Consider the following 23,186-nt stretch of genomic DNA (forward strand, 5'->3'; position numbering starts at 1 on the left):
GAATAAAATATTTAGGGTCATTCATACCACCTCCTTAAAAAAGATTATTTAGTCATTCGGTTCAGCAACATTTCCAATTTATGCAATACATATCAAAATTGCGCGAAAAAAGGGCACAAAAAGGCCGCAAGAAGAAAAGAGTCCCCCTACGGCCAGCATTTTTTAGACACAAAAATACCGCAAGGCGTCATTCTCCCTGCGGCATGGATATGTATTGTAACAAATTGTTAAGCAACCCATTCCAATCTGGTCGAATGCGTGATATTCAAATATACAGTTTTCATGCCAGTGCCAGCTGCAATTGCCCATAACATCATTTTCTTCGACCTCCTTTGGAATTTTTTACTTACTACGGTAATTATATCCACGCATTTGTACTTTGTAAACCTTTTTGAATAAATTTTAAAAAAAATAATTAAAAAGCCTTCAAGACAGGCAAAAAAAATAAGCGACCCAAATGTTAAGGGATCGCCAATTATTTCATAAAGTAATCATCAAAGTCTTCCATTTCTGTCAGCTTCAGTTGACATTGCGTTGATTGAATAAACATTAAGATAGATACTGCTAAGAAAGACATGGAGGAAAGAAGCATAATATTTAAATCCATTTCGCTTTTCGCATCTAATGGAATAATAATACCTAGAAAGAAAAATACACCGCAAGCCAATAAGACAATACCAAACCGTTTAAAATCCACCATTTTTTCATAAAGATTCTTCATTTCTTGTTTCATTTCTTATCACCTGCTTTTCTTAAAATCTACTAACATACCATACCATAGAAAATAAGGGTAAATATGATGTAAATTTTAGAAAAACCTAATTTATTTGCGTTTCCAGGCGATTTATTTGCGAATCTGAGTGATTTATTTGCGAAAGTTGGCGGTTTATTTGCGAAACGAGCTATTTTATTTGCGAAACCATATAAAAAGGGGTAAGGACCATGGCCAAACCCCTCTTTTCTTATACTAATGCCTGGGTGAGATCCTCAATTAGATCTTCAATATCTTCTAGCCCGACGGAGATGCGTACTAAGCCGTCTGTGATGCCTAGTTCTGCTCTTCGCTCTGTTGGAATAGAGGCATGGGTCATTCTTGCTGGAACGGAGATTAAGCTTTCTACAGCTCCAAGGCTTTCAGCTAATGTAAAATATTTCACCTTGCTGAGTAATAGGTCAGCATTTTCTGCACTGCCAACATCAAATGAAACCATGCCGCCAAAACCTCTTGCCTGTTTCTTAGCAATGTCATGATTTGGATGTGTTTCGATACCCGGATAGAATACTTTTTTAACCTTCGAGTGACCTTGTAAAAACTCAACTATTGCCTTCGTATTCGCTTCGGTTTCCTCCATACGTATACCTAATGTTTTGATCCCCCTGATTAACAGCCATGAATCCTGAGGCCCCAAAACACCGCCAGTAGAGTTTTGCACAAAGTGAAGATCTTCTTCAAGCTTTTCACTATTTACAACCACTAATCCAGCCACTACATCGCTATGGCCGCCAATGTATTTCGTTGCACTATGCAGAACAATATCAGCACCAAGCTCCAGCGGATTTTGCCAATATGGAGTCGAGAATGTATTATCAACAATTGTTAATAGCCCATGTTCTTTTGCAAGCTTTGCAACTGCTTCGATATCTGTAACCTTTAAAAGTGGATTTGTCGGTGTTTCTAGATAAACAGCCCGGGTGTTTGGTTTAATTTCACTTTTAATTTTCTCTAAATCACTAGTATCAACAAATGTTGAATCAATTCCGAAACGATTCAATACCTTAGTCATGACGCGGAATGTTCCGCCATAAACATCATCAGTTAAGATGACGTGATCGCCGCTGTTAAATAGCATAATGACAGCCGTAATCGCCGCCATCCCGGAGCCAAAAGCAAATCCTGCTTTACCGCCTTCGATATCCTTTATCAGCTCTTCAAGGGCATGTCTCGTCGGATTTCCAGTACGGGAATATTCGAAACCCTTATGCCCGCCGACACCCTCCTGTTTATAAGTACTAACTTGATAAATCGGGAATGAGACAGCACCGGTTGCTGGATCTTCACTGATGCCGCCATGAATCAATTTCGTCTTTCTTCTCACCCTAAATCCCCCCTTCAAAGATTTTTTTGCTTAAATATCGTTCACTTCCGTCTGGAAAAATAACCACGATGTTCGTATTTGCCTCTGCTTTTTCAGCTTCTTTTAGAGCTGCATAAAAGGCTGCACCGGAAGAGCTGCCCACAAGCAGTCCCTCTTTTGCGGCCAACTCTTTAACAAAGTAAAAGGCATCATCATCAGCAACGGTATGAATGGCATCAAAATAGGCGGGTTCCATAAATGGAGGCAAGAATTCCATGCCTATACCCTCCGTTTTATGAGGGCCGGATTCACCACCATTCAATATTGACCCTTCTGGCTCGACGATGACCGTTTTTATTTGATTCTGTTGTTCTTTCAAATAACGGGCAGTTCCCATGAACGTACCGCCAGAACCTGCTCCAGCAATAAAAACATCAATCTTACCATCGAGTTGATCCCAGAGCTCAGGCCCTAATGTTTTATAATAGGTAGCAGGATTAGCAGGATTGGCAAATTGCTGCGGACAATAGGAATCAGGAATTTCTTTAAGCAGCTCCTCTGCTTTAGCAATCGCCCCCTTAATGCCTTGCTCCGTTGGAGTATGAACGATATTAGCACCAAGTGCTTTCATGATTGCCTGCTTTTCCATACTGAATTTTTCAGGCACACAAAAAATAACTTGAACCCCTTTATTAATCGCAGCAAGTGCTAAACCAATTCCAGTATTTCCGGCAGTCGGCTCAATAACCGTTCCACCCTCTCTGAGTTTCCCGCTCGAAAACGCCTCACTTAACAGCTCTATTCCAAGCCGGTCTTTGACACTTCCCCCAGGGTTCAGGAACTCAAGTTTGGCAAATATACGAACCCCTTCTAGCAAAGGAAATTGGGTAATTTCCACGATTGGTGTATGCCCAATTAACTCATGAACATTTTTGTAGACCTGCATTTCTCCACCCCTGTAAACCTATCGTATAGCTGCCACCATTTTCATCACCAATGTAGCAGAATTAGTTGCTGCCTTATCAATAAATTGATCAAACGAAATTTCTGATTCTTTTCCGGCGATATCCGAAAGAGAACGGATAATTACAAAAGGTACAGCGAAGCGATGAGCCACTTGTGCAATCGCAGCAGCCTCCATTTCAACTGCCTGTAAAGCCTCAAATTTTGACCGTACAAAATCGACACGTACCGGATCTTCCATAAAAGAATCACCCGTCACAATTAAGCCCTTCACAATTTGGAAATTTTCTAATTCCTTTGCAGCTGCTTCTGCGACAGAAATTAATTTTTCATCAGCTAAAAACGCTGCCGGAAGCTGTGGAACCTGACCATATTCATAACCAAAAGCAGTTACATCGACATCATGATGGCGGACTTCCGTTGAAATAACAGCATCCCCAACATTAAGTGAAGGATTAAAGCCCCCTGCTGAACCGGTATTGATAATACAATCAGGCTTATATTTTTCAAGCAGGATGGTTGTTGACATAGCCGCGTTTACCTTCCCAATCCCGGACCGCAGCAGGATGACATCCGCACCGTGCATTTTTCCAAATGTAAATTCACAACCTGCGACTGTTTCTTGTGTTTGTTCCTCAATATTGTCTCGTAGTAAAGTTACTTCTTCTTCCATTGCTCCGATGATGGCGATTTTCATTGATTAACCTCTTTCTTATTGTTTTACACCTTCCATTAACCAGACAAAATCGTTTATCCTTGTGAACGTGGCGCTAAAACTATTTTTTTCTAAAATAGATTTTAAAAACGGAATCGTTGTATAATATTCAGTTTCCAGATCTTTTGCCAGGTTATGAAAGCCTTCATTTTTTGCTTTTACGATCGCATTATAATGATCTTCCTCGGATTCATACATCGTATCCGCAAACACTATTCTACCATCTTTTGAGAGCAGCTTGCCATAGTGAGCGACAGCTTCTGCTTTTTCGTTATCGGTAAGATGATGGAAGGCATACGAACTGACAAATGTGTCAATTTTCTTCACTTCCGGAAAATGAAGAAAATCACCATCGAGAATTACCGCATTACCAGCAAGTTTTTGCTCAGCAATTTTCCTCATTGATGGTGATGGCTCTATTCCCGTCACCCTAAGCCCTACAGCCAATAGCTTTTGTGTTAGGTTCCCCGTACCGACACCAAATTCCACTACATGACCAATTGAACGAGCAGCAACAGCATCTAAAATTTGTTCATAATGTGAAAAAACTTCTTTATATTCTAAATCATGACCAACGACTGTATCATCGTATGAATCTGCCCATTGCTCAAAAATTTCAAGAAACTCTCTCCCCATATTTTCCACTCTCCAAAATAGCATATAATTCCTATGAGTATACTATGAATTTGTCTGAAATTATGTTATCATACTTCAAACATTTATTCAAATGCATTGCCAGTATGGTAAGAAATAACTAAAATGGACGTATAGAAAGGATGATATCTAGGTGAATTTTCAGCTTGATTTGATTGAGGATAAAATTGAATTTTTCGAGGCCAATAATCTTAAAACACTGCAAAAAAAGATTGAATCACAGGTTGATGAGAATAGAGCAATCCTACTGGGGGTCCATTCCGTATCCCACCAAATGCATGTGAACGAAAATGGACAAACATACTTTACGGCGGTTGTTCATTTTAAAAAGAAATAGGATGGTGCCCCTTACAGGGCCCATCCTTTTTCCTTTATTTCTCAAGTTCAGTTAGTTCTTCGACCTTTGTCGGTACCCATCCTTCACCATCAACCCATTTAATAAAAACTCTATATTTTTCTTGTTTATCATTTGAGTATACTGTACCGATTGATGCATTGGAGGTAGACTTATCACTACCTAGCCAATAAACCTTCATATTGCTCTGGTCAAGTCCTGTTGCATAGGAGATGGCATTCAGCATTTCATCCCAATCTACACCACTATAAGTTGGCTTGTGTTCTCCTGATTGGGTGGTACCAACAGGCTTCCAACTCGGATTCTGGATTGTTTTAAGAACATTCGCAGAACTGCCCCCGTCTGAAGCTACCGCCTGTGATTCATCTGCCTTTTCAGGAGTGGAGGCTTCCTCACTTTCTTGATCATCATCTGTTGTATTGTCAGTAGAACGATCATCCTTATTGACCTTTTTATCCACTTTGGCCTTTTTCTCTTTAGTTGCTGTTTCTTTATGAGTTGTTTCTTTTTGTTCTGTTTTTGGTTCTTGTTTCTTTGGTGCTGCTTTATCATCACTGCCTGAGGCAAAAATATTATAAGCAACAAAAATAATCAATAGCAGGACAATGACGATTAAACTATTTAAGACGAGATTCGTTTTTTTTCTTTTCGCACGATATCCTGAACGCGAATTAGAATTGAAATCATTACTCAAAATTATCCCTCCGTAAAAATAAGGCTCTCAATATTCTAACATGATTTAAAGAGAACTTGAAGGAAAAACCATTTCACTCCCCATTGCTATGATTTTTTTCATACAACATTTTTACTATATCAGCAAATAACAAATTAACTCCACCCTCCGAATCCACCACATCCAAATTCACAGCTACAAGGACGTATTTTGGATTTTGATAGGGGAAATAACCAGCAAACCATTTATTATGCAGCTGCTTCCCATCTTCATATTTTCCTGTTTCGGCTGTCCCGGATTTACCTGCCACCTCATACGGCAAGTCTTTAAACCACCTTCCCGTACCATTAGGGTTTAGTACCACTTCCCGAAGCAGTTTTTGCAGCTTCATCGCGGTGTAAGGAGAAATGGTGTCCCCTTTTATGCTTTGTTTTGGAAAATCAACCATCGTCGTTCCGTTTTTATACTCAATTTTTGAAACAGCTCTTACTGATTCCTTTTTACCGCCTCTTGCAATCGTTGCCATCATATTGGCTACAGCTATTGGGGTGACGCGGACTTCATGCTGGCCAATTCCAGACATTGCAGCAAAGTTAGCATCCTTTCTTGCCTCATCAGACAAAAATACCCTGCCTTTATCTTCATCTGCAAATTGTTTGAAGTCACTTGTATGATAAACATCCCCCTTCCAGCCTACAGAGCCAGCAAGTGATAATTTAGCCGCATAGTCTTCAAGAATATGCGGATTTGTCTTTTGTAATTCCTTTGCCAGCTCTCCAAATGTACGATTACAGCTTCTGGAAAAGCTAGTCGCAAAATCCAACATTCCATAATTGTACTTTAGTTCCTGTTTGCCATTAATTTTTTTACTGCAGTCAAAAAGGCGGGTTGGATCATCAAGATTTTCATCGATTGCGGCTGCAGCAACAACAGTTTTAAATACAGAGCCGACAATCTGCTGCTTCACCATCATATTGGTAACCCCCCCACCGCTATAGGGATCCTTTTTATTAATCGTTGGCCGAGATACCATTGCGAGTACACTATTGTCCTCAATATCGAGAAGAACCAGACCGCCTTTTTTTATTTGATACTGATCAACAAGACTGTCTGCTTTTTGCTGAAGGTTTTTATCAAGGGTTGTCCGCACATTAACAGGATAAAATGGATTTGCGGGATCAACATATTTAACGTTGATCCCGAACAGCGGTCCTCCAGAGCCATCTACGTGGTATACAAGCTTTGATTTCCCTTCGGGGAGGAGGAATTCATCAAAACTTTCCTCAAGCCCTGATACACCAAGCAAGGTTTTCTCCGATAGTTCCTTGTTCGGATAACGGTTCTTTAATTCCTTTGGATTTTCGCCTGTCAGACCAATTAACTGTTCCGCCGGTACTTCAGAGCGCTCAAACTTCTTTTCAATTGCAAAAACTCCAGGAATTTTTAAGCCATTAATTCTTTCCATTTGGGAGGTGGTCAGTTCAACTGGCTGTGGTTCACCAAAGGCAAAAGGCTTTTTCGCCCCTTCTACAGCGATTTTCAGCACATCTTCCGAGATTCCAGAAATCTCAGAAACCTTTTTAGCCTTCCAATCCAGCTTTTTTAAAAATGGAAAAAGGACTAGAACAGCAACCTTTTTGTGCGTCAGCATGGCCCCATTTCGGTCAAGGAAATTGCCTCTGCCATTATCAATCACCAGCTCCTGTGTTCTTTGTTTGACACTTTCTTCAAGTAAATTCACATTATGTTTCGAAAAAGTCTTTGTCTCGATCAATTGAATTTGCATTAAGCGCACCAGAAGCAGTACCAAACTTGTTATACAAATGAAAAGCCATCCAAGTGCCCGTCTTCTCCACATAAAAAACACCTCGTCAAAAGTTTTGACGAGGTTTCTAAATTTCAAACAATTATCTTAAATATATAATTTCAATTATTTGATGCTGACAATGCGGACGCTCATTTCACCGCCTGGTGTTTGTACAGATACTTGATCGCCAACCTTTTTACCTAAAAGGCTTTTAGCAATTGGCGAGTCGTTCGAAATTTTCCCTTCAAACGGATCTGCCTCAGCACTACCCACAATAGAATAGGTTTCTTCTTCCCCATCCGGAAGCTCAATAAATGTAACAGACCTGCCTAATGTTACAGAATCGCCGGCCATTTCTCCTTCAGCAATAATCTTAGCATTGCGAATCATATTTTCTAACGTTGTAATTCGGCCCTCAACAAATGCCTGCTCTTCTTTCGCAGAATCGTACTCAGAGTTTTCTGATAAATCACCAAAACTTCTCGCGATTTTAATTCTTTCTACCACTTCTTTACGTTTCACTGATTTTAAATATTCAAGTTCTTGTTCAAGTTTGTCTTTTCCTGCTTGTGTCATTGGAAATACTTTCTCTGTAGCCAAAGCCTTCACTCCTTCTAGTCTTCACAACCCCCATTAGAATTGTGTATGTAGTATATGTAGATTGTTTGCCTATGACAAATACATAGGAGCGCGTCCTTGTATAAGGGCGCGCACTTTAAATATTTATTAAATCCTTATCTTTTGATATTGTGTCATAAAAATGACTTTTGTTCAAGAATTGTTTGAATTTTTGTGACCATTAAATCAATTGCAACATGGTTATGTCCGCCTTCTGGGATGATGACATCCGCATAACGCTTAGTAGGTTCAATAAACTGATTATGCATTGGGCGAACCACATTTAAATATTGATCAATTACGGAATCAAACGTCCGTCCGCGTTCTCTAATGTCACGAGTTAACCGGCGGATGATTCTCAAATCTGCATCTGTATCTACGTACAATTTAATGTCCATTAAATTACGCAGACGCTCATCTTCAAGTACTAAAATTCCCTCTAATATAATAACATCTTGCGGTTCGACGGGAATAATCTTGTCTGAACGAGTATGGATGGAGTAATCATAAACAGGTTTTTCAATCGCTTCATAGCGTAACAGCTTTTGGATATGTTCTATGAGTAAATCATTATCAAAGGCAAGTGGGTGATCATAATTTGTTTTTAATCGTTCTTCATACGGCACATAAGTTTGATCCTTATAATAATAATCCTGTTCTAGTACCAAAATGGAATGATCTTTTAAACTTTCATAAATGGCTTTTGTTACACTGGTTTTTCCGGAGCCAGAGCCGCCGGTTACACCAATAACAACCGGTTTGCGCATCATACTAGTTCTCCTTTCGCATCATGTTGTTAGGGTATACCGGTTTGTCCAATTTAAATTGTACAATCTGAAGCGGGTGCCTAGCTGCATCCAATTCATTACCTTTATCATCCCAAATTTTATCAACCACATGTGTAAAGTTCTGAATTTCCGGTCCGAAGAATTCGACTTCGTCCCCTGGTTTAAAATGGTTTCGCTGCTGCAATGTAACCATTTGTGTTTCTTCGTTATAATCCAGCACAAGACCGACAAATTCAAACTTTGTCTTCTTGCTATGATTACCAAACATTTGCTCTTTATACCCCGGCACCCCTTCAAAAAACGCAGGTGCAGTCTCACGGTTAGCGCATTTATCAAGTTCCTCTAACCATTCACGCTTAATTACAAAATTCTCTGGATCAGCGCAATAATCGTCAATAACTTTACGATAAACACTTACGACTGTTGCAATGTAATGAATCGATTTCATCCGGCCTTCAATTTTCAAACTATCAATTCCTAGTTCAATCATCTGTGGAATAGCTTGAATTAAATTAAGGTCCTTCGGGCTCATCGCAAACGGGTCATCCCCATCCTCAAAAAGAGCTACTTCATGATTACTGCCCTCGAGCTTGTAAAGATCATAATCCCAGCGGCACGACTGGCAGCAACCACCGCGGTTAGAATCCCGTGCTGTCATATGGTTGCTCAATGTACAGCGTCCCGAGTAAGCAATGCACATTGCTCCATGAATAAAGGTTTCAATCTCAACATCGACCTTTTCCTTCATTTCTCTAATTTCTTCCGCACTTACCTCACGTGCTAATACGACACGTTCTGCACCTGACTCTTTCCAAAACTGGGCGGCTTTCCAGTTGGAAAGTGATTGCTGTGTACTAATATGGATTTCAATCTCTGGAGCAAGACGCTGGCATGTTTCAATAATGAGCGGATCCGCGACAATAATCCCAGAAATTCCTGTCTCCTTTAAGCCAAGTATATATTCCTCTAAACCGTCAATATTTTCGTTATGAGCAAAAATATTTGTAGTTACGTAAATCTTTGCACCAAATTTTTTGGCGAACTCGACGCCTTCTTTCATTTCTTCAAATGTAAAATTATCCGCGTTTGAACGAAGCCCATATTCTTGACCGCCGATAAACACAGCATCGGCACCATATTGAACTGCAATTTTTAATTTTTCCAGATTGCCTGCTGGAGCAAGGAGTTCCGGCTTCTTCACAATGACACGTTTCCCATCGATCATCTCAGAAATTTTATCTATAACTGTATTCACGATTGAACCCCTCCTGTAATAAGTGTTTAGCTGCAGCGCATAAAGGCTCTTGAACTTAAGCCCCTGAGCATGGCGCTTCCGCTTTTAAAGTTAGTAAACTGTCTCTTTGAAAAAGAATCCTGTATCTAACGAACGATTCTCTGGTTGAATTTTCTCGATTGCCGCAAGCAGCTCGTCCTTTTTGTCATCATAAGCCTCTGGATCTTCCAAACATAAATCAATTGCTTCACGATAAATTCTTGTCACAGCCAAAATATATTCCGGACTCTTTAAGATTCCTTCAATTTTAAAAGAATCAACACCGGCTTCTAGCATTTCTTGCAGCTCATCAATGATACAAATATCATTTGGACTCATGATATGCGTACCGTTCTCATCTTCAAAAATCGGATATTTATTCTCACGTTCTTTATCGTGCAAAAACATATTTTTTTCCATCTTACGATTTTCGATCTCCATGACTTTCCCTTGGTACTCATAATAGTTACCCAGGAGCGAGCGTTTAGATTGGAACATACAGCTCATTCCATGAACCTGTACTTCAATTTCCACTTCTGCATTTTCCTTTATTTCGACAATGGCATCCATGTTGATTTCACGGGCAAGAACCGCCCTTTTCGCACCTTTTCTACCCCAATAATTACATGTGTACCAGTTCGTGCCTGTTGTCTCTGTACTCCAATGAAGCTTCATTTCCGGAGCCACTTCTTTTGCAGTCATTAATACAGCTGGGTCACCGAAAATAATTGCGTCTGCCTTTGCAGCTGCGACAAATTGAATATAGCCAGCAAGTTCGTCAATTTTTTCATTGTGAAAAATGGCATTCATCGCAACATAAACTTTTTTCCCCTTGCTATGAGCTAGTTCAATGGCTCTTTGAATATCCTCACGGTTGAATTCTCCAGCGAGTCGTAATCCATATCGCTGCTCACCGACAACAAAGGCATCTGCCCCTGCTTCTGCTAGTGGCAAAATATCGTCAACTGTTAATGGAGTGACAAGTAATTCTGTTTTCTTCATTTTCTCTCACCTCTCCTTTTACTAATTGCAACCCCATCCCCAACAGGCAGAATCACGGTGTTATAATCCGGATGATTCATTAACCAATGGTTAAATTCATCAATTTTCTTTACAAGATTACGGGTTCTTTTTGATTCAATCTCTTGTTCGGCAACAAGACCTTTAAACAGCACATTATCAGTAATAATCATTCCGTCGTGACTAAGATATTTTTCATATATTTCAAAGAACTTTTTGTATTGTCCTTTTGCAGCATCAATAAAAATGGCATCGAATGGAGCCTGTCCCTGAACAAGATCTTCAACCTCCAATGCATCACCTTCAATTAAGGTAATTTGCTCACCATTCTCAGATCTTCCGATAAATTCTTTGGCAGCATGAAGCCGTTCCTTATCCCGTTCAATTGTAACAATTTGTGCCTTTGAGAGCGTATTTGCCATTCTTAACGCCGAATAACCAATCGCTGTTCCCACCTCAAGAATCTTTTTCGATTGATGAATTCGCAATAATTGCAGCATGGTTTCGATCCCAGCTAGCTCCATAATAGGGACATTATGTTTTTTTGCATAACTTTCCATTTCAGTAAACAACGGGATGCGTGCTGAAATTAGACCTTCAATATAAAAATGCAGCTTCTCATTCAACAAGCTGCCGTCACCTCAATTCTATAAAAGCATTCTTGATAGAAAAACGAAAGCAACCGTTTAGAAACGTATGGCCAGAAGCCCACTCCGACTAAGATAAAGTAATCCGATGTTGACTTATCGGAGGGAAGAGTGATGACCACTAATCGCTGGGCACTGTATCTGGACAATTCTAAAAGTCAAATACTTTAAAATTATCTACCATCATTTTGCTCTTTAGACATGAAAAAATAGCGTTCACAGGAAATAGCGAGCTGAAGGATTCAACTCAGTACGTTTTTAGGCAGATACACCCGCAAATTACCTTACTGTGAGGTACGCTATAAAATACTTATTAAAACACCTGAACTATTTTACCATAAAAAGAAGGGGAATGCTAATCTTTCCCCATGAAATAATTATTTTTTATTGGAAATATGCTTAGCTTTTTCCTGATTATGTTCATCTAATGTTTTTGTAAAAATAACCTCTCCCTCAGCGGTTGCCAGGAAGTAATAAAAATCTGTTTCCGCTGGTTCTAGTGCCGCTTCAATCGACATCTTTCCAGAATTTGCTATTGGACCTGGTGGAAGACCTTTATTTTTATACGTATTAAAAGGTGAATCCACTTCTAAATCCTCATATAAAACCTTGTCTTTATGTTTCCCTTGGGCATATAAAACAGTTGGATCTGTTTGCAAGGGCATTCCCTTTTTCATACGATTGTAGAAAACACTTGCAATCATTTTACGGTCGGCTTTTTCGGTAGCTTCTTCCTCCACTAATGAGGCCATCGTTAATAATTGATGAATTGACAGCTTTTTTTTGTTACTTTCTTCTGTGTAATCAGATAAAACATTCCTTGTTTTATCTAACATTGCCGTGACCATTTCTTCAACAGATGGATTTGGCTTATAAAATGGGTAGGTTGCCGGATATAAGTAGCCTTCGAGTGGATATTTCACTGTCGAATGCATAATTTCATCTGTTAAAATATCTGGGTATTTGGCCATTAGTGTTTTAATAAATTCTTTATCATTTAATTTATTAAACACATCATCTTCCTTTTGATTTGTAGCTTTTGCCATAATAGCGGCAATTTCCTTAAGCTGCTGTCCTTCTGGAACCGTAATTTTAAAACTAGCTTTCGCCAGCACTTTGCCCGTTTTTAGACGGCTGACAATTTCAGGGACATCCATCGATGGGCTTAGCTGATAATCCCCAGCCATAAATCCGCCTTCATTTTTCAGTTTCACATAATACTTAAATACTTTTGCATTTTTTATTATTCCGTTTGCTTCTAATTTTTCAGCAATCCCTGTAACAGATGACCCTAATGGAATTTCGACTGTTTTCTGTTTCTTACTAGAAGAGTCAAGAGGTTTAAGTGCTGATTGTATATAGAAATATCCTCCGCCGCCAATTAAGACTATGAATAATAGCATTAAGATAGATATGATCAAAACAATCTTGCGGACAATTTTTGCTTCATGGTGCTGCTCAAGCATTTTTTGCCGAATAACATCTTTTTTTGTGCCCTTTTCGTCTGTCGTCATCTTTTTCCCCCTTCCCCTGACCTATCAAACATATCGCATAAATTTTTGTAAAATATTAAAAAAGGTATGTATCAATTTCAGCATATAGTGAGAAAAATGTCAATTTATCAATGGATTTGTCAAATTTATATTATTTTTCCAAAAAAAAGAATCGGCCAACAAGCAGCCGATTCCCGAATATTATTGTTCCTCTTGTTCCTCGTTAAAGGTATTAAAAACCTCTTCCACCATGTCCCATTCTTCGTCAGTTTCGATTTCCATTAATTCGCCGAAACCACCATCTTCAGTTGGAATGTATGCATATGTGAGAATGTCAATTTCTTCTTCATCTTCATTTGCACCAACTGGATAAAAGAATACATAGGACTTTTCAAATTCATCTGAATCAAATGTGAAAAGTATTTCAAATAATTGTTCATCGCCATTTTCATCGATAAGTGTGATGTAGCGATCCTCATGATCATGTTCGTGTGTCATTTCTTCACCTCATTAATTTTTACTGTCAAGATAGCCTTGAAGAATCATCACTGCTGCCATTTTATCGATGACCTTCTTTCGCTTTTTACGGCTGATATCAGCCTCAAGTAGAACACGTTCAGCAGCCATTGTTGTCAGCCGCTCGTCCCATAAAACAGTTGGCACATCAAATCTTTCCGTAATTTCAGCAGCAAATTGCTGACTGGCTTCACCGCGTGGTCCAACCGTCCCGTTCATATTTTTAGGAAAACCGACGACCACAGTATCGACTTGATACTCTTTTATTAATTGACCAATTTCCTCAAAACCAAACTCTTGTCTTTCTTCATTGATTTTGAGGGTTTTGAGACCCTGTGCCGTCCACCCCAGTTCATCACTAAGGGCAACACCGACGGTTTTTGAGCCCACGTCTAAACCCATTGCACGCATTACTTAACCCTCTCGTTGTTGTTTTAGATAGGATTTGACTAATTCCTCGATAATTTCGTCCCGTTCCAGCTTGCGAATAATGTTACGGGCATCGCGATGACGAGGAATATAGGCAGGATCACCGGATAACAGGTAGCCGACGATTTGATTTATAGGGTTATACCCTTTTTCCTGTAAAGCCTCATAGACTTGAAAAAGAACATCCTTCACGTCATGTTCAAATGGCTCTTCAGGAAAATTAAATCGCATCGTTTTGTCAAATGAACTCATTTCATGCACCTCGCCTTTCTAAATAGAGGAGAGAATTGTAAAGTCTAACTACAGCTCCTAGGGCTATTACCAATCTGTCAAGGAGGTTAAAGAACAACCTCGTAGCTTGCAGTTTTATGCCTGGCTACTATCGTTCGCATTAAGGAAGACTAATCTCTGGCTTTGCTCCTCTGGCAAATAGATAAGTCTTCCTATATCGCCCCTGGTTAAGTCGCTTCCGCATTCTAGAATTGTTACTTACATTTTACACTACTTTGTTCCATTATCAAATGGATTTTACCCATTCATCTACGAATTGAAGTGCAGACTCCAGTTTTTCAGGATCTTTACCGCCTGCTTGAGCCATATCTGGACGTCCTCCACCACCTCCGCCGCAGCGAGAAGCTACTTCCTTAATCAATTTCCCTGCATGGTAGCCTTTTTCAATTAAATCCTTCGTTACAGCGGAAATTAAATTAACTTTTCCTTCATGGACACTACCGAGGACGATGACAACAGATCCAAGCTTTTGCTTCAGGTCATCAGCCATATTTCTCAAGTTATTCATATCAGCTGCCTGAACCTTCGCTGCTAAAACCGTTACACCGTCAATTTCTTTTGCCTTTGATACGAGGCTGCCAGCTTCAATATTTCCAAGCTTTGTTGCGAGTGATTCGTTTTCCCGCTGCAGCTGTTTAATTTCAACCATTAAACTATCAATACGGTTAACAATATCTTTTGGATTTGTTTTTAGTTTTTCAGCAGCATCCTTTAACAAACCTACTTGATCATTTAGCAATTTGTAAGCAGATTCACCAGTTACAGCCTCAATTCTTCTTGTTCCAGCACCAATTCCGCCTTCTGACACAATTTTAAATAATCCAATGACAGATGTATTTGGAACATGACAGCCGCCACAAAGCTCAAGACTATAATCCCCAACTCTAACGACGCGGACAATATCACCATATTTTTCACCAAACAGTGCCATTGCTCCCATTGCTTTTGCTTCGGCAATTGGTTTTAGGCTGATGTCTACTTCGATGCTTTGCCAAATCTTTTCATTCACGATTCTTTCAATTTGTTCCAATTCTTCCGGATTAATTTGACCAAAGTGCGAAAAATCAAAACGAAGACGGTCAGGCTCTACTAAGGAACCGGCTTGATTTACGTGCTCACCGAGTATATCTTTTAATGCCTGATGAAGTAAATGGGTAGCAGTATGGTTTTTAATAATTTTTACACGATTTTCATCATCCACTTTTGCCGTTACCTGATGATTAGTTTTTAACATACCGCTCTTCACTATGACTTGATGAAGATTTTGACCATTCGGTGCTTTTTGAACATCCTTAACAGCAATGGTTACGTCTGCACCTTTAATCAAACCTCGGTCAGCTATCTGTCCGCCACTTTCCGCATAAAATGGTGTTCCATCCAGAATTAGCTGTACTTCTTCACCGTTTGATGCTTCCTCAACTAGTTCACCATTTTTAATAATTGCCAAAACAGTTGAGTTAGTCTCTAGCACATCATACCCAACAAATTTACTTTCAACGGTAACGTCGCGAAGCACACCGCCTTGAACCTGCATCGAATCGACATCATGACGAGCTGCCCGGGCACGCTCACGCTGCTGTTCCATTTCTACCTCGAAGCCTTTTTGGTCAACCTTCATACCCTCTTCTTCCGCATATTCTTCGGTTAGTTCTACCGGGAAACCATAAGTATCGTATAGACGGAACACATCAGCACCAGTGATGGTATCGCTGCCTTTTTCTTTTTCCTTTTTCATGACACTAGCTAAAATAGCTAAACCTTCATGAAGGGTTTCATGGAAACGCTCTTCTTCATTTTTGATGACCTTTTGAATGAATTCCGTCTTTTCTTTTACTTCCGGATAGAAATCATGCATAATTTCGCCTACGACAGGAACAAGTTCAAACATAAATGGACGGTTAATATTGATTTGTTTTGCATAGCGGACAGCTCGACGCAGCAACCTGCGCAACACATAGCCGCGGCCTTCGTTTGATGGCAATGCCCCGTCTCCGACAGCAAAAGCAACGGTACGAATATGGTCAGCAATTACTTTGAAGGCAACATCGCTCTCTTTATCAACGCCATATTTTTCACCGGAGATTTCCTCTGTTGCCCGAATAATTGGGATAAATAAATCAGTATCAAAGTTAGTTGGAACATTTTGAACGACAGATGCCATTCGTTCAAGTCCCATTCCGGTATCAATATTTTTCTTTGGCAGCGGTGTATAAGTGCCATCTGGATTATGGTTAAATTGTGAAAACACAAGGTTCCAAACTTCAAGGTAGCGTTCATTTTCACCGCCTGGATATAACTCAGGGTCGCTCGGGTCATTTCCGTAGGCAGGCCCTCGGTCATAGAAAATTTCTGTATTCGGACCGCTTGGACCTTCACCAATGTCCCAGAAATTCCCCTCAAGACGAATGATTCGTTCTTCTGGTATACCAATTGTCTTATGCCAAATTTCATATGCTTCATGATCCTCTGGGTGAACAGTAACAGATAGAAGCTCTGGGTCCCAGCCAATCCATTTTTCATCGGTTAAAAACTCCCATGCCCATTCAATGGCTTCTTGTTTGAAATATTCACCGATGGAAAAATTGCCAAGCATCTCAAAGAACGTATGGTGACGTGCCGTTTTTCCGACATTTTCAATGTCATTTGTTCTAATTGATTTTTGTGCATTTGTAATCCTTGGATTCTCAGGTACAACACGTCCATCAAAATATTTCTTTAAGGTTGCAACACCGCTATTAATCCATAACAATGATGGGTCATCATGTGGAACCAGCGATGCACTTGGTTCAATAGTGTGTCTTTTTTCTTCGTTAAAAAACTGTAAAAACATTGAGCGGATTTGTGATCCTGTTAAGTTTTTCATACCTTTAGACCTCCTATTTTTTAAAAAGCATACAAAAAAGCCCTCATCCCCAAAACAGGGACGAGAGCTTGTCTCGCGGTACCACCCTGATTATGAATACAAAAAAGCCGTATTCATCTCTCAATAATGCCTTAACGCGGCATTGACGGCAGTGGTTAGCTGCACTCCGGACTAGCTTTCTGTTATCCTTCATCTAGAGCTTCTTTCAGCCAAGGAAGCTCCTCTCTTCTGCGCTTAAACGCGTTACAGATGGACTACAACATACTCGATCCTTCTACATTTTCCAACAAATATTCTATATGACGAATTATAGCCACCACATTATTGTTTGTCAATTTGAATCAGTGATAAAGTGAAACATCCAAGCAGTGGGACGATTTTTTCCCACTGTTGAACAAATAGGACATTTACTGGCAGTTATTTTACAAAATATTATTTACCTTAAATCCAAGGTGCATTGCCTGTTAATGCAGGGTAAAATGATTTTTTGCATGAATAATCCCGACTTTTAGCACAGCAAGTATCGGGACAGCTAAGATCAACCCTAAAATCCCGCCAATTTCTCCTCCGGCAGTTAACGCGAACATAATGACTAATGGGTGCATATGCAGGCTTTTTCCAACAATAAAGGGAGACAAGATATTCCCTTCAAGAAATTGCAGACCGAAAACAATTACTAAGGTAATAATCACTAATTTTACAGAAGTAGTGGCTGCAATTATGACTGCCGGTACAGCTCCGATAATTGGACCGAAATAAGGAATCACATTTGTCGCACCAACAATCAAACCTAATAATAAGGAGTATTTTAAATGAAAAACCCAAAATAACAGGGCTGAGATACTGCCAATAATGACACAAACAAGGAGCTGCCCCCTAATATAGCTTCCGAGGGACTCATCGACATCCTTTAGAAAAAGAGAGCCCTTCTTGCGCCATTTTTTTGGGGTAATATACCACACCGCCCGTTTAATCAAGACAAAATCCTTTAACATATAAAAAGCAACAAATGGGATAATCAGCATGATGAGCGCTGAATTTAAAAAGTTCATTAAGATGCTCACGATGATGGTCAGTAACGAGTCCATCTTTTTTTCAAAGATACCGATGCCATCATTAATGCGTGTCTGCAGTCCATCAGGCCAGGCCCTTGTTTGTGATTGGAGTTGATCAATCCAGCCTCGGTATTGCTCTGCAAAAGCAGGTGCACTTTCAGATAGGTCCTTTAATTGATCAATAATGGCTGGAATTCCTTTATAGAGACCTACGCCGATTCCGCCAAAAAAAATAAAATAAATTAAAATGATCGCAAGCCCACGATGAAACCCTTTTTCATGTAATTTTTCGACGATTGGGTGAAGTAAATAAGTAATAAACGCGCCAATAATAAAGGGGAGAATGATGATAGCTGCCATCCTTACAATCGGCATCCATACAAAACTAATTTTTAGAAAAACAAAAATGGCAATTAATAAAAGGAGCAAAAAACCAATTCGGTAATACCATTTCATACGAATATCCACTGCCATGCCTCCTTTTGGTTAGTTTTCGAGACAATTGGTGGAAATATACAACAAAAAACCCCCTCGACTACTTGAGGGGGTTTGACCTTAAAAGATTGCACGTCTTACTTTTCTTTGCATTCGTTTCATATTGCGGGCTGACATCATATTGTTTCTTTGGACAATATTATATGCTGCCATACCAGCACCAAAAGCAATCATTGTCGTCATCATTTTATTCATCCGTCTCACCTCTTCTAGGTATTGTCCAGCTCCAGCGCCCACCAGCTACTGTACTTCGCCCTTCTTCCTACGATAAGTCAACATCGAATAGCCATTGCTATCCATGCTGCCTAGCTGCAGAGCTCCAGTCCATACGCTTCTATACGTGCGCTTCCGCTTTTCTTTTAAAGGGTGTAACGACGTTCTTCTTCTTCAAACAAGTCATCTAATGAACTTAGTGATCCGTCTTCTTCGACTTGATGGGTGTTGATTATACCTTGGGAAACTGAAAGCTCAATAAAACAGTTCCAACAATAATATTGGTTGATACCAATTTTACCGATATCCTTACTTTGACAATTCGGACACTTAAACATGGAAAGACACCTCACGTATCATTTAGCTAATCAGAATTTATTTCCCTAAATTCTGAATGCATAAAATCAACTATGCCTCTGTCTTCGCCCTCTCAGGCTTGCCAGTCGGCAAGTTTTCATTTACATCTACGATAATGGCATCCTTTCCGATCGCTAAGGGCTTCCTGGATTGAATGACCTGTTTACCTTCGGTGATATCCGAAAAGAAGCCATCCGTGATTTCATACCCTACGATTGTGCCCACTTCTTCTTGAAAATATACATCTTTCAACAATCCGAGTGACTCACCGCTCTTTGAGAGCATCAACATTCCGTCTATTGAATGTTGGTGGTTAAACGTATATTCAGGAGTCTCTTTCAGTTTTTGCAATTGCTCGGTATCCTCAACCATAACGCCATCCCAGCCAAAGGAGGCTACTTTTTGGATGTCCAGAAAAAAAGTTTGTTTGAAGAACACGCCTTTTTTTACTAGCAGGCCATTAACTTTTCCGGTACCTGAAATACATAGGTCACTAATCTCACCGACTTTTGTTCCACTTCTTGTTTCAAATACGGGCTGCCCTTTTAATAAAGAAAATGTCCGCAAAAAGTGTCCCACCTCCTGTGAACATTTATAGTTTCAGTCATTTACCATAAAATCATAAGGCGAAACGTTTTCCATCCCTACCATGGGATTTACCTGCATTAATTCTTCCTCATACGACAATCCATTGGCAGGAATCACTTCTTGTGGCCGAACATTTTTTACGGAAATAGTTTCTTGCAGCTTTTGGCAGAGCGTCGTTTGCCTTAAAAGCTCGTCCGCTCTTTCTACGCCCATTCTGAGGGCGTCCTCTTCTCCGCATATAATCAACGATTGTTTACTTCTCGTAATCGCTGTATAAATTAAATTTCTCCGCAGCATCCGGTAATAACTTCTTGTTATAGGAAGAATAACAATTGGAAATTCACTTCCTTGTGACTTATGTACCGAACAGCAGTACGCATGAGTGATTTGATTCAAGTCCTGCCTTGTATATTCGACCTCGTTGCCCTCAAAGGAAATATAGATCATGTCCTGTTTTTCGGTGTTTTCCTTTGCATAAATAATCGAGATAATTTCCCCAATATCGCCGTTAAAGACATTGCTTTCCGGCTGGTTCACAAGCTGGAGCACCTTATCACCGATGCGGTATTTTACCTCACCAAAAGTAATTTCCTTCCGCTTGCCGTCAGAATTCGGATTAAAAATTTCCTGCAGCAGCACATTTAACCGGTCAATTCCGGCAGGACCTTTATACATCGGTGCCAACACCTGGATATCTTTTGCTGAATACCCTTTGTTTTTTGCATTAAGTGCTACTTTTTCGACCACTTGAGCAACTTGTGCCGTTGTACATTTAATAAATGAACGATCTGCTTGCTTGGCGGTAACATTTGCGGGCAGGTACCCATTTTTAATATCATGTGCAAGTTCAATGATGGAAGACCCTTCTGCTTGCCGGTAAATATCGGTAAGGCGGACAGTCGGAATCTGCCCAGATAGCAGCAAATCCTTTAAAACTTGTCCTGGTCCGACAGAAGGCAGTTGATCTTCATCGCCAACCATTATGACTTGAATATTCTCAGGCAGTGCCTTAAACAATTGATTGGCAAGCCAAATATCAAGCATCGACGTCTCGTCAACAATAAGGATTTTTCCCTCTAAGGGACTTGCATCATCACGATCAAAGCCTTCGGACCCGTTAAAGCCAAGTAATCGGTGGATCGTTACAGCAGGAAGTCCCGTCGACTCTGTCATTCGTTTGGCAGCTCGTCCGGTCGGTGCTGCAAGTAAAAACGGAAACGGCTCATCCTTTTTATGATAATCCTTCAGCTCTAAGGAACAGCCATGCAGTTCTGCATATAGTTCAACAATTCCTTTGATAACAGTCGTTTTACCCGTACCAGGCCCACCCGTTAAGATAAGCATCGGGGACATAAGTGCTGTTTGAATCGCTTCTCGCTGGGTAGGCGCATATTGTACCCCAAGACGTTCCTCTAAACCGCCTAATGCCAGGAGGAATTCCGATTCTGGGAATTGGTCCTTGTATTCCGTTTGCTGCAAAATTCGGTTTATGCTTGTTACAAGGCCTTTTTCTGCAAAAAATAAGGAAGGGAGATAAATTCGTTTTTCTTCTCCAATTAATTTTCCCTCTTCCTCTAGCTTAATGACCTCATTTGAAATATCTATGTATTCAATTTGATCGCGCTTGTTGTCCTCAAGGAGTGCCTTTACCTGTTCAAGCATATCTTGAGCATGCATGTATACATGGCCTGTTTGCATACTTTCACTTTCAAGTATGTAAAGACAGGCAGCTTTTATCCGATCTGGATGGTTACCGGAGATCCCCAGCTGATAGCCAAGTTCATCCGCACGGCCAAAACCGACGCCCTCGATATCTTCAACTAGTTTATATGGATTTTTTTGAATAATATCAAGCGTTTCCTCTTTATAAGCTTGATAAATTCGCATCGAAATCTGTGGACCAAACCCATATTGATTTAAGGCGACCATGACTTGCTCAAGCCCTTGATGCTCCATCAGCGTATCGTACAGCATCTTTGCCTTTTCTGGAGGGAGTTTTGGAATAGAATCAAGTAAGGATGGCTGATTGAGTATCTTGGAGATGGCATTTTCTCCTAATGTTTCAACGATGTTCTGGGCCGTTTTCTTCCCAATCCCTTTAAACATTTCGCCTGACAAATAATTGATCACTCCTTGTTTTGTCTGCGGCATGTCCTTCCGAAAATGATTAGTATGAAATTGGACCCCGAATTTTGGATGCTCCTTAAATTCCCCGAAAAAAATATAAGTTTCCTGTTCATGGATTTTTGGGAAATAGCCGGTAATCACCGCTTCTTTGTCTTCATATTGCTCATTTGTTTCATCGACACGGATTCTTAAAACGGTATAAAGATTTTGTTCGTTGTGAAAAATCGTTACAATCGGACGACCTTTGACGAACTTTCCCTGCTCCGCGAACAAATCGAGTGAGTCTTGTTTTTCCATTATGGCTCCCTCCTTTCAATTAAAAGCTAGCTTTTATCGGTTATTTTCGATCAGTTTTTTTGCATGACCTGCAAGTAGATGGTCTGGTTGAATATCGAGTGCCTTATTTAACATTTCCAGTGCTCGTACGGCATTTTCTTTAAAGGCATATGAAACGCCTAAATTGTAAAATGCATCTGAATGGTTTGGATCTAGCTCAATACATTTTTCGAATTGAATGATGGCCTCGTCAATCATTTCTAGCTGAGCCAAACATAATCCATATTGAAACCGTGCTTCTGCATCATTTTCATTAAGTTCAACACTTCTTTGTAAATATGGGAGAGCGAATCGGCCTTGATTAAGCTGGATGAGTGTCAATCCTAACATAAAGTAATTGTCACTTGATTGCAGACCTTTTTTCATCGCCGTTTCAAACATATTTTTAGCCTCGTTGAAAAGGTCTTTTGTAAATAATAAGTTACCGGTACTATAGTAAGCAGCTGCTGAGTTTTCATCTAGTTCAAGCGCTTTTTGATAAAAATTAAGCGCCTTTTCATCATCTCCAACAGCCGAAAGAACGTTTCCAAAATTTATATATGAAACAGGGTCAGTTGGGGTTTCTTGTATGGCCTCATTAAAGGCCTTTGCTGCCTCCTCCCAGTTTCCTTCCTGCATGTATTTAACACCTAATTGGTTTTTATCCATGTTTTCAACTCCAATCCTAAGAGAAAGTATATCATATTTTATTTAAAAATTACTTTAAGAGCTGGAATGGGTTACGACAGTGTTTTTAGTTTCAGAAATGCTAGGGATTCCGCGGATTTTGGATTTATTTCGCCAAACTAAGCGTTGATTCCGCCAAACTTTCTATTTATTCCGCCAAACCATTCAT

The 23,186-nt window shown here is 39.9% G+C and carries 24 protein-coding genes; 1 reads left to right on the forward strand and 23 read right to left on the reverse strand.

Annotated elements, in window-relative coordinates:
• Window positions 1-475: 475 nt before the first annotated feature.
• The 5 genes from V7150_RS11705 to V7150_RS11725 form a co-directional block, all read right to left on the reverse strand.
• Window positions 476-733 carry a YrhC family protein gene (locus V7150_RS11705; RefSeq protein WP_335517959.1) on the reverse strand — a complete coding sequence of 86 codons (258 nt, stop codon included), beginning with the start codon at window positions 731-733 and terminating at the stop codon, window positions 476-478.
• A 229-nt stretch (window positions 734-962) separates the two neighbouring features.
• Window positions 963-2,096: a bifunctional cystathionine gamma-lyase/homocysteine desulfhydrase gene (locus V7150_RS11710; protein ID WP_335517962.1), complete on the reverse strand. Its 1,134-nt coding sequence runs from the start codon at window positions 2,094-2,096 to the stop codon at window positions 963-965.
• A 1-nt stretch (window position 2,097) separates the two neighbouring features.
• Window positions 2,098-3,021, reverse strand: coding sequence for a PLP-dependent cysteine synthase family protein (locus V7150_RS11715; RefSeq protein ID WP_335517965.1), 924 nt, complete (start codon window positions 3,019-3,021; stop codon window positions 2,098-2,100).
• Between the two features lie 18 nt (window positions 3,022-3,039).
• On the reverse strand, window positions 3,040-3,735 hold the full coding sequence (mtnN, locus tag V7150_RS11720) for a 5'-methylthioadenosine/S-adenosylhomocysteine nucleosidase (RefSeq protein ID WP_335517968.1): 696 nt from the start codon (window positions 3,733-3,735) through the stop codon (window positions 3,040-3,042).
• A gap of 15 nt (window positions 3,736-3,750) precedes the next feature.
• The gene (locus V7150_RS11725) at window positions 3,751-4,389 is read right to left on the reverse strand and encodes a class I SAM-dependent DNA methyltransferase (RefSeq protein WP_335517971.1); all 639 of its coding nucleotides are present in this window, start codon (window positions 4,387-4,389) and stop codon (window positions 3,751-3,753) included.
• A 151-nt stretch (window positions 4,390-4,540) separates the two neighbouring features.
• On the opposite strand from V7150_RS11725, the gene V7150_RS11730 reads away from it, so the two are divergent.
• On the forward strand, window positions 4,541-4,744 hold the full coding sequence (locus V7150_RS11730; RefSeq protein WP_335517974.1) for a DUF2536 family protein: 204 nt from the start codon (window positions 4,541-4,543) through the stop codon (window positions 4,742-4,744).
• 34 nt (window positions 4,745-4,778) lie between these two features.
• Here the strand turns inward: V7150_RS11730 and V7150_RS11735 are convergent, their stop codons facing one another.
• From V7150_RS11735 to V7150_RS11820, 18 genes are all read right to left on the reverse strand, one after another.
• The gene (locus tag V7150_RS11735; protein ID WP_335517977.1) at window positions 4,779-5,456 is read right to left on the reverse strand and encodes a YrrS family protein; all 678 of its coding nucleotides are present in this window, start codon (window positions 5,454-5,456) and stop codon (window positions 4,779-4,781) included.
• 73 nt (window positions 5,457-5,529) lie between these two features.
• Entirely contained in the window at window positions 5,530-7,293 is a 1,764-nt protein-coding gene (locus V7150_RS11740; RefSeq protein WP_335517979.1) for a peptidoglycan D,D-transpeptidase FtsI family protein, read from the reverse strand.
• A 72-nt stretch (window positions 7,294-7,365) separates the two neighbouring features.
• A complete protein-coding gene (greA, locus tag V7150_RS11745) occupies window positions 7,366-7,842 on the reverse strand; it encodes a transcription elongation factor GreA (RefSeq protein ID WP_283919621.1) in 477 nt (158 codons plus the stop codon).
• A gap of 152 nt (window positions 7,843-7,994) precedes the next feature.
• Window positions 7,995-8,630, reverse strand: a complete 636-nt coding sequence (udk, locus tag V7150_RS11750; RefSeq protein WP_335517983.1) for a uridine kinase — start codon at window positions 8,628-8,630, stop codon at window positions 7,995-7,997.
• 1 nt (window position 8,631) lies between these two features.
• The gene (locus V7150_RS11755; protein WP_335518313.1) at window positions 8,632-9,873 is read right to left on the reverse strand and encodes a peptidase U32 family protein; all 1,242 of its coding nucleotides are present in this window, start codon (window positions 9,871-9,873) and stop codon (window positions 8,632-8,634) included.
• Window positions 9,874-9,993: 120 nt separating this feature from the next.
• Entirely contained in the window at window positions 9,994-10,923 is a 930-nt protein-coding gene (locus V7150_RS11760) for a peptidase U32 family protein (RefSeq protein ID WP_335517986.1), read from the reverse strand.
• Entirely contained in the window at window positions 10,920-11,570 is a 651-nt protein-coding gene (locus V7150_RS11765; protein WP_335517988.1) for an O-methyltransferase, read from the reverse strand. Before V7150_RS11765 ends, V7150_RS11760 begins: the two co-directional genes overlap by 4 nt.
• 395 nt (window positions 11,571-11,965) lie before the next feature.
• Window positions 11,966-13,102: an endolytic transglycosylase MltG gene (gene mltG, locus V7150_RS11770; RefSeq protein ID WP_335517992.1), complete on the reverse strand. Its 1,137-nt coding sequence runs from the start codon at window positions 13,100-13,102 to the stop codon at window positions 11,966-11,968.
• Between the two features lie 180 nt (window positions 13,103-13,282).
• Window positions 13,283-13,579: a DUF1292 domain-containing protein gene (locus tag V7150_RS11775; RefSeq protein ID WP_335517996.1), complete on the reverse strand. Its 297-nt coding sequence runs from the start codon at window positions 13,577-13,579 to the stop codon at window positions 13,283-13,285.
• 12 nt (window positions 13,580-13,591) lie between these two features.
• Window positions 13,592-14,008, reverse strand: coding sequence for a Holliday junction resolvase RuvX (ruvX, locus tag V7150_RS11780; RefSeq protein ID WP_335517999.1), 417 nt, complete (start codon window positions 14,006-14,008; stop codon window positions 13,592-13,594).
• Window positions 14,009-14,011: 3 nt separating this feature from the next.
• The gene (locus tag V7150_RS11785; protein ID WP_149871085.1) at window positions 14,012-14,278 is read right to left on the reverse strand and encodes an IreB family regulatory phosphoprotein; all 267 of its coding nucleotides are present in this window, start codon (window positions 14,276-14,278) and stop codon (window positions 14,012-14,014) included.
• Window positions 14,279-14,543: 265 nt separating this feature from the next.
• Window positions 14,544-17,180, reverse strand: a complete 2,637-nt coding sequence (gene alaS / locus V7150_RS11790) for an alanine--tRNA ligase (protein WP_335518003.1) — start codon at window positions 17,178-17,180, stop codon at window positions 14,544-14,546.
• A 464-nt stretch (window positions 17,181-17,644) separates the two neighbouring features.
• Complete coding sequence (locus V7150_RS11795) at window positions 17,645-18,703, reverse strand: AI-2E family transporter (protein WP_335518005.1); 1,059 nt, start codon at window positions 18,701-18,703, stop codon at window positions 17,645-17,647.
• A gap of 87 nt (window positions 18,704-18,790) precedes the next feature.
• Window positions 18,791-18,925 carry a YrzQ family protein gene (locus tag V7150_RS11800; RefSeq protein ID WP_335518008.1) on the reverse strand — a complete coding sequence of 45 codons (135 nt, stop codon included), beginning with the start codon at window positions 18,923-18,925 and terminating at the stop codon, window positions 18,791-18,793.
• Window positions 18,926-19,089: 164 nt separating this feature from the next.
• The gene (locus V7150_RS11805; protein ID WP_335518012.1) at window positions 19,090-19,281 is read right to left on the reverse strand and encodes a hypothetical protein; all 192 of its coding nucleotides are present in this window, start codon (window positions 19,279-19,281) and stop codon (window positions 19,090-19,092) included.
• A 70-nt stretch (window positions 19,282-19,351) separates the two neighbouring features.
• On the reverse strand, window positions 19,352-19,867 hold the full coding sequence (locus V7150_RS11810) for a PRC-barrel domain-containing protein (protein ID WP_335518015.1): 516 nt from the start codon (window positions 19,865-19,867) through the stop codon (window positions 19,352-19,354).
• Window positions 19,868-19,900: 33 nt separating this feature from the next.
• Window positions 19,901-22,312, reverse strand: a complete 2,412-nt coding sequence (gene recD2 / locus V7150_RS11815; RefSeq protein ID WP_335518018.1) for an SF1B family DNA helicase RecD2 — start codon at window positions 22,310-22,312, stop codon at window positions 19,901-19,903.
• 33 nt (window positions 22,313-22,345) lie between these two features.
• Window positions 22,346-22,999, reverse strand: a complete 654-nt coding sequence (locus V7150_RS11820) for a tetratricopeptide repeat protein (RefSeq protein WP_335518022.1) — start codon at window positions 22,997-22,999, stop codon at window positions 22,346-22,348.
• Between the last annotated feature and the right edge of the window lie 187 nt (window positions 23,000-23,186).

It is taken from the genome of Neobacillus drentensis, from assembly GCF_036965245.1.
Lineage (GTDB): Bacteria > Bacillota > Bacilli > Bacillales > Cytobacillaceae > Neobacillus > Neobacillus drentensis_G.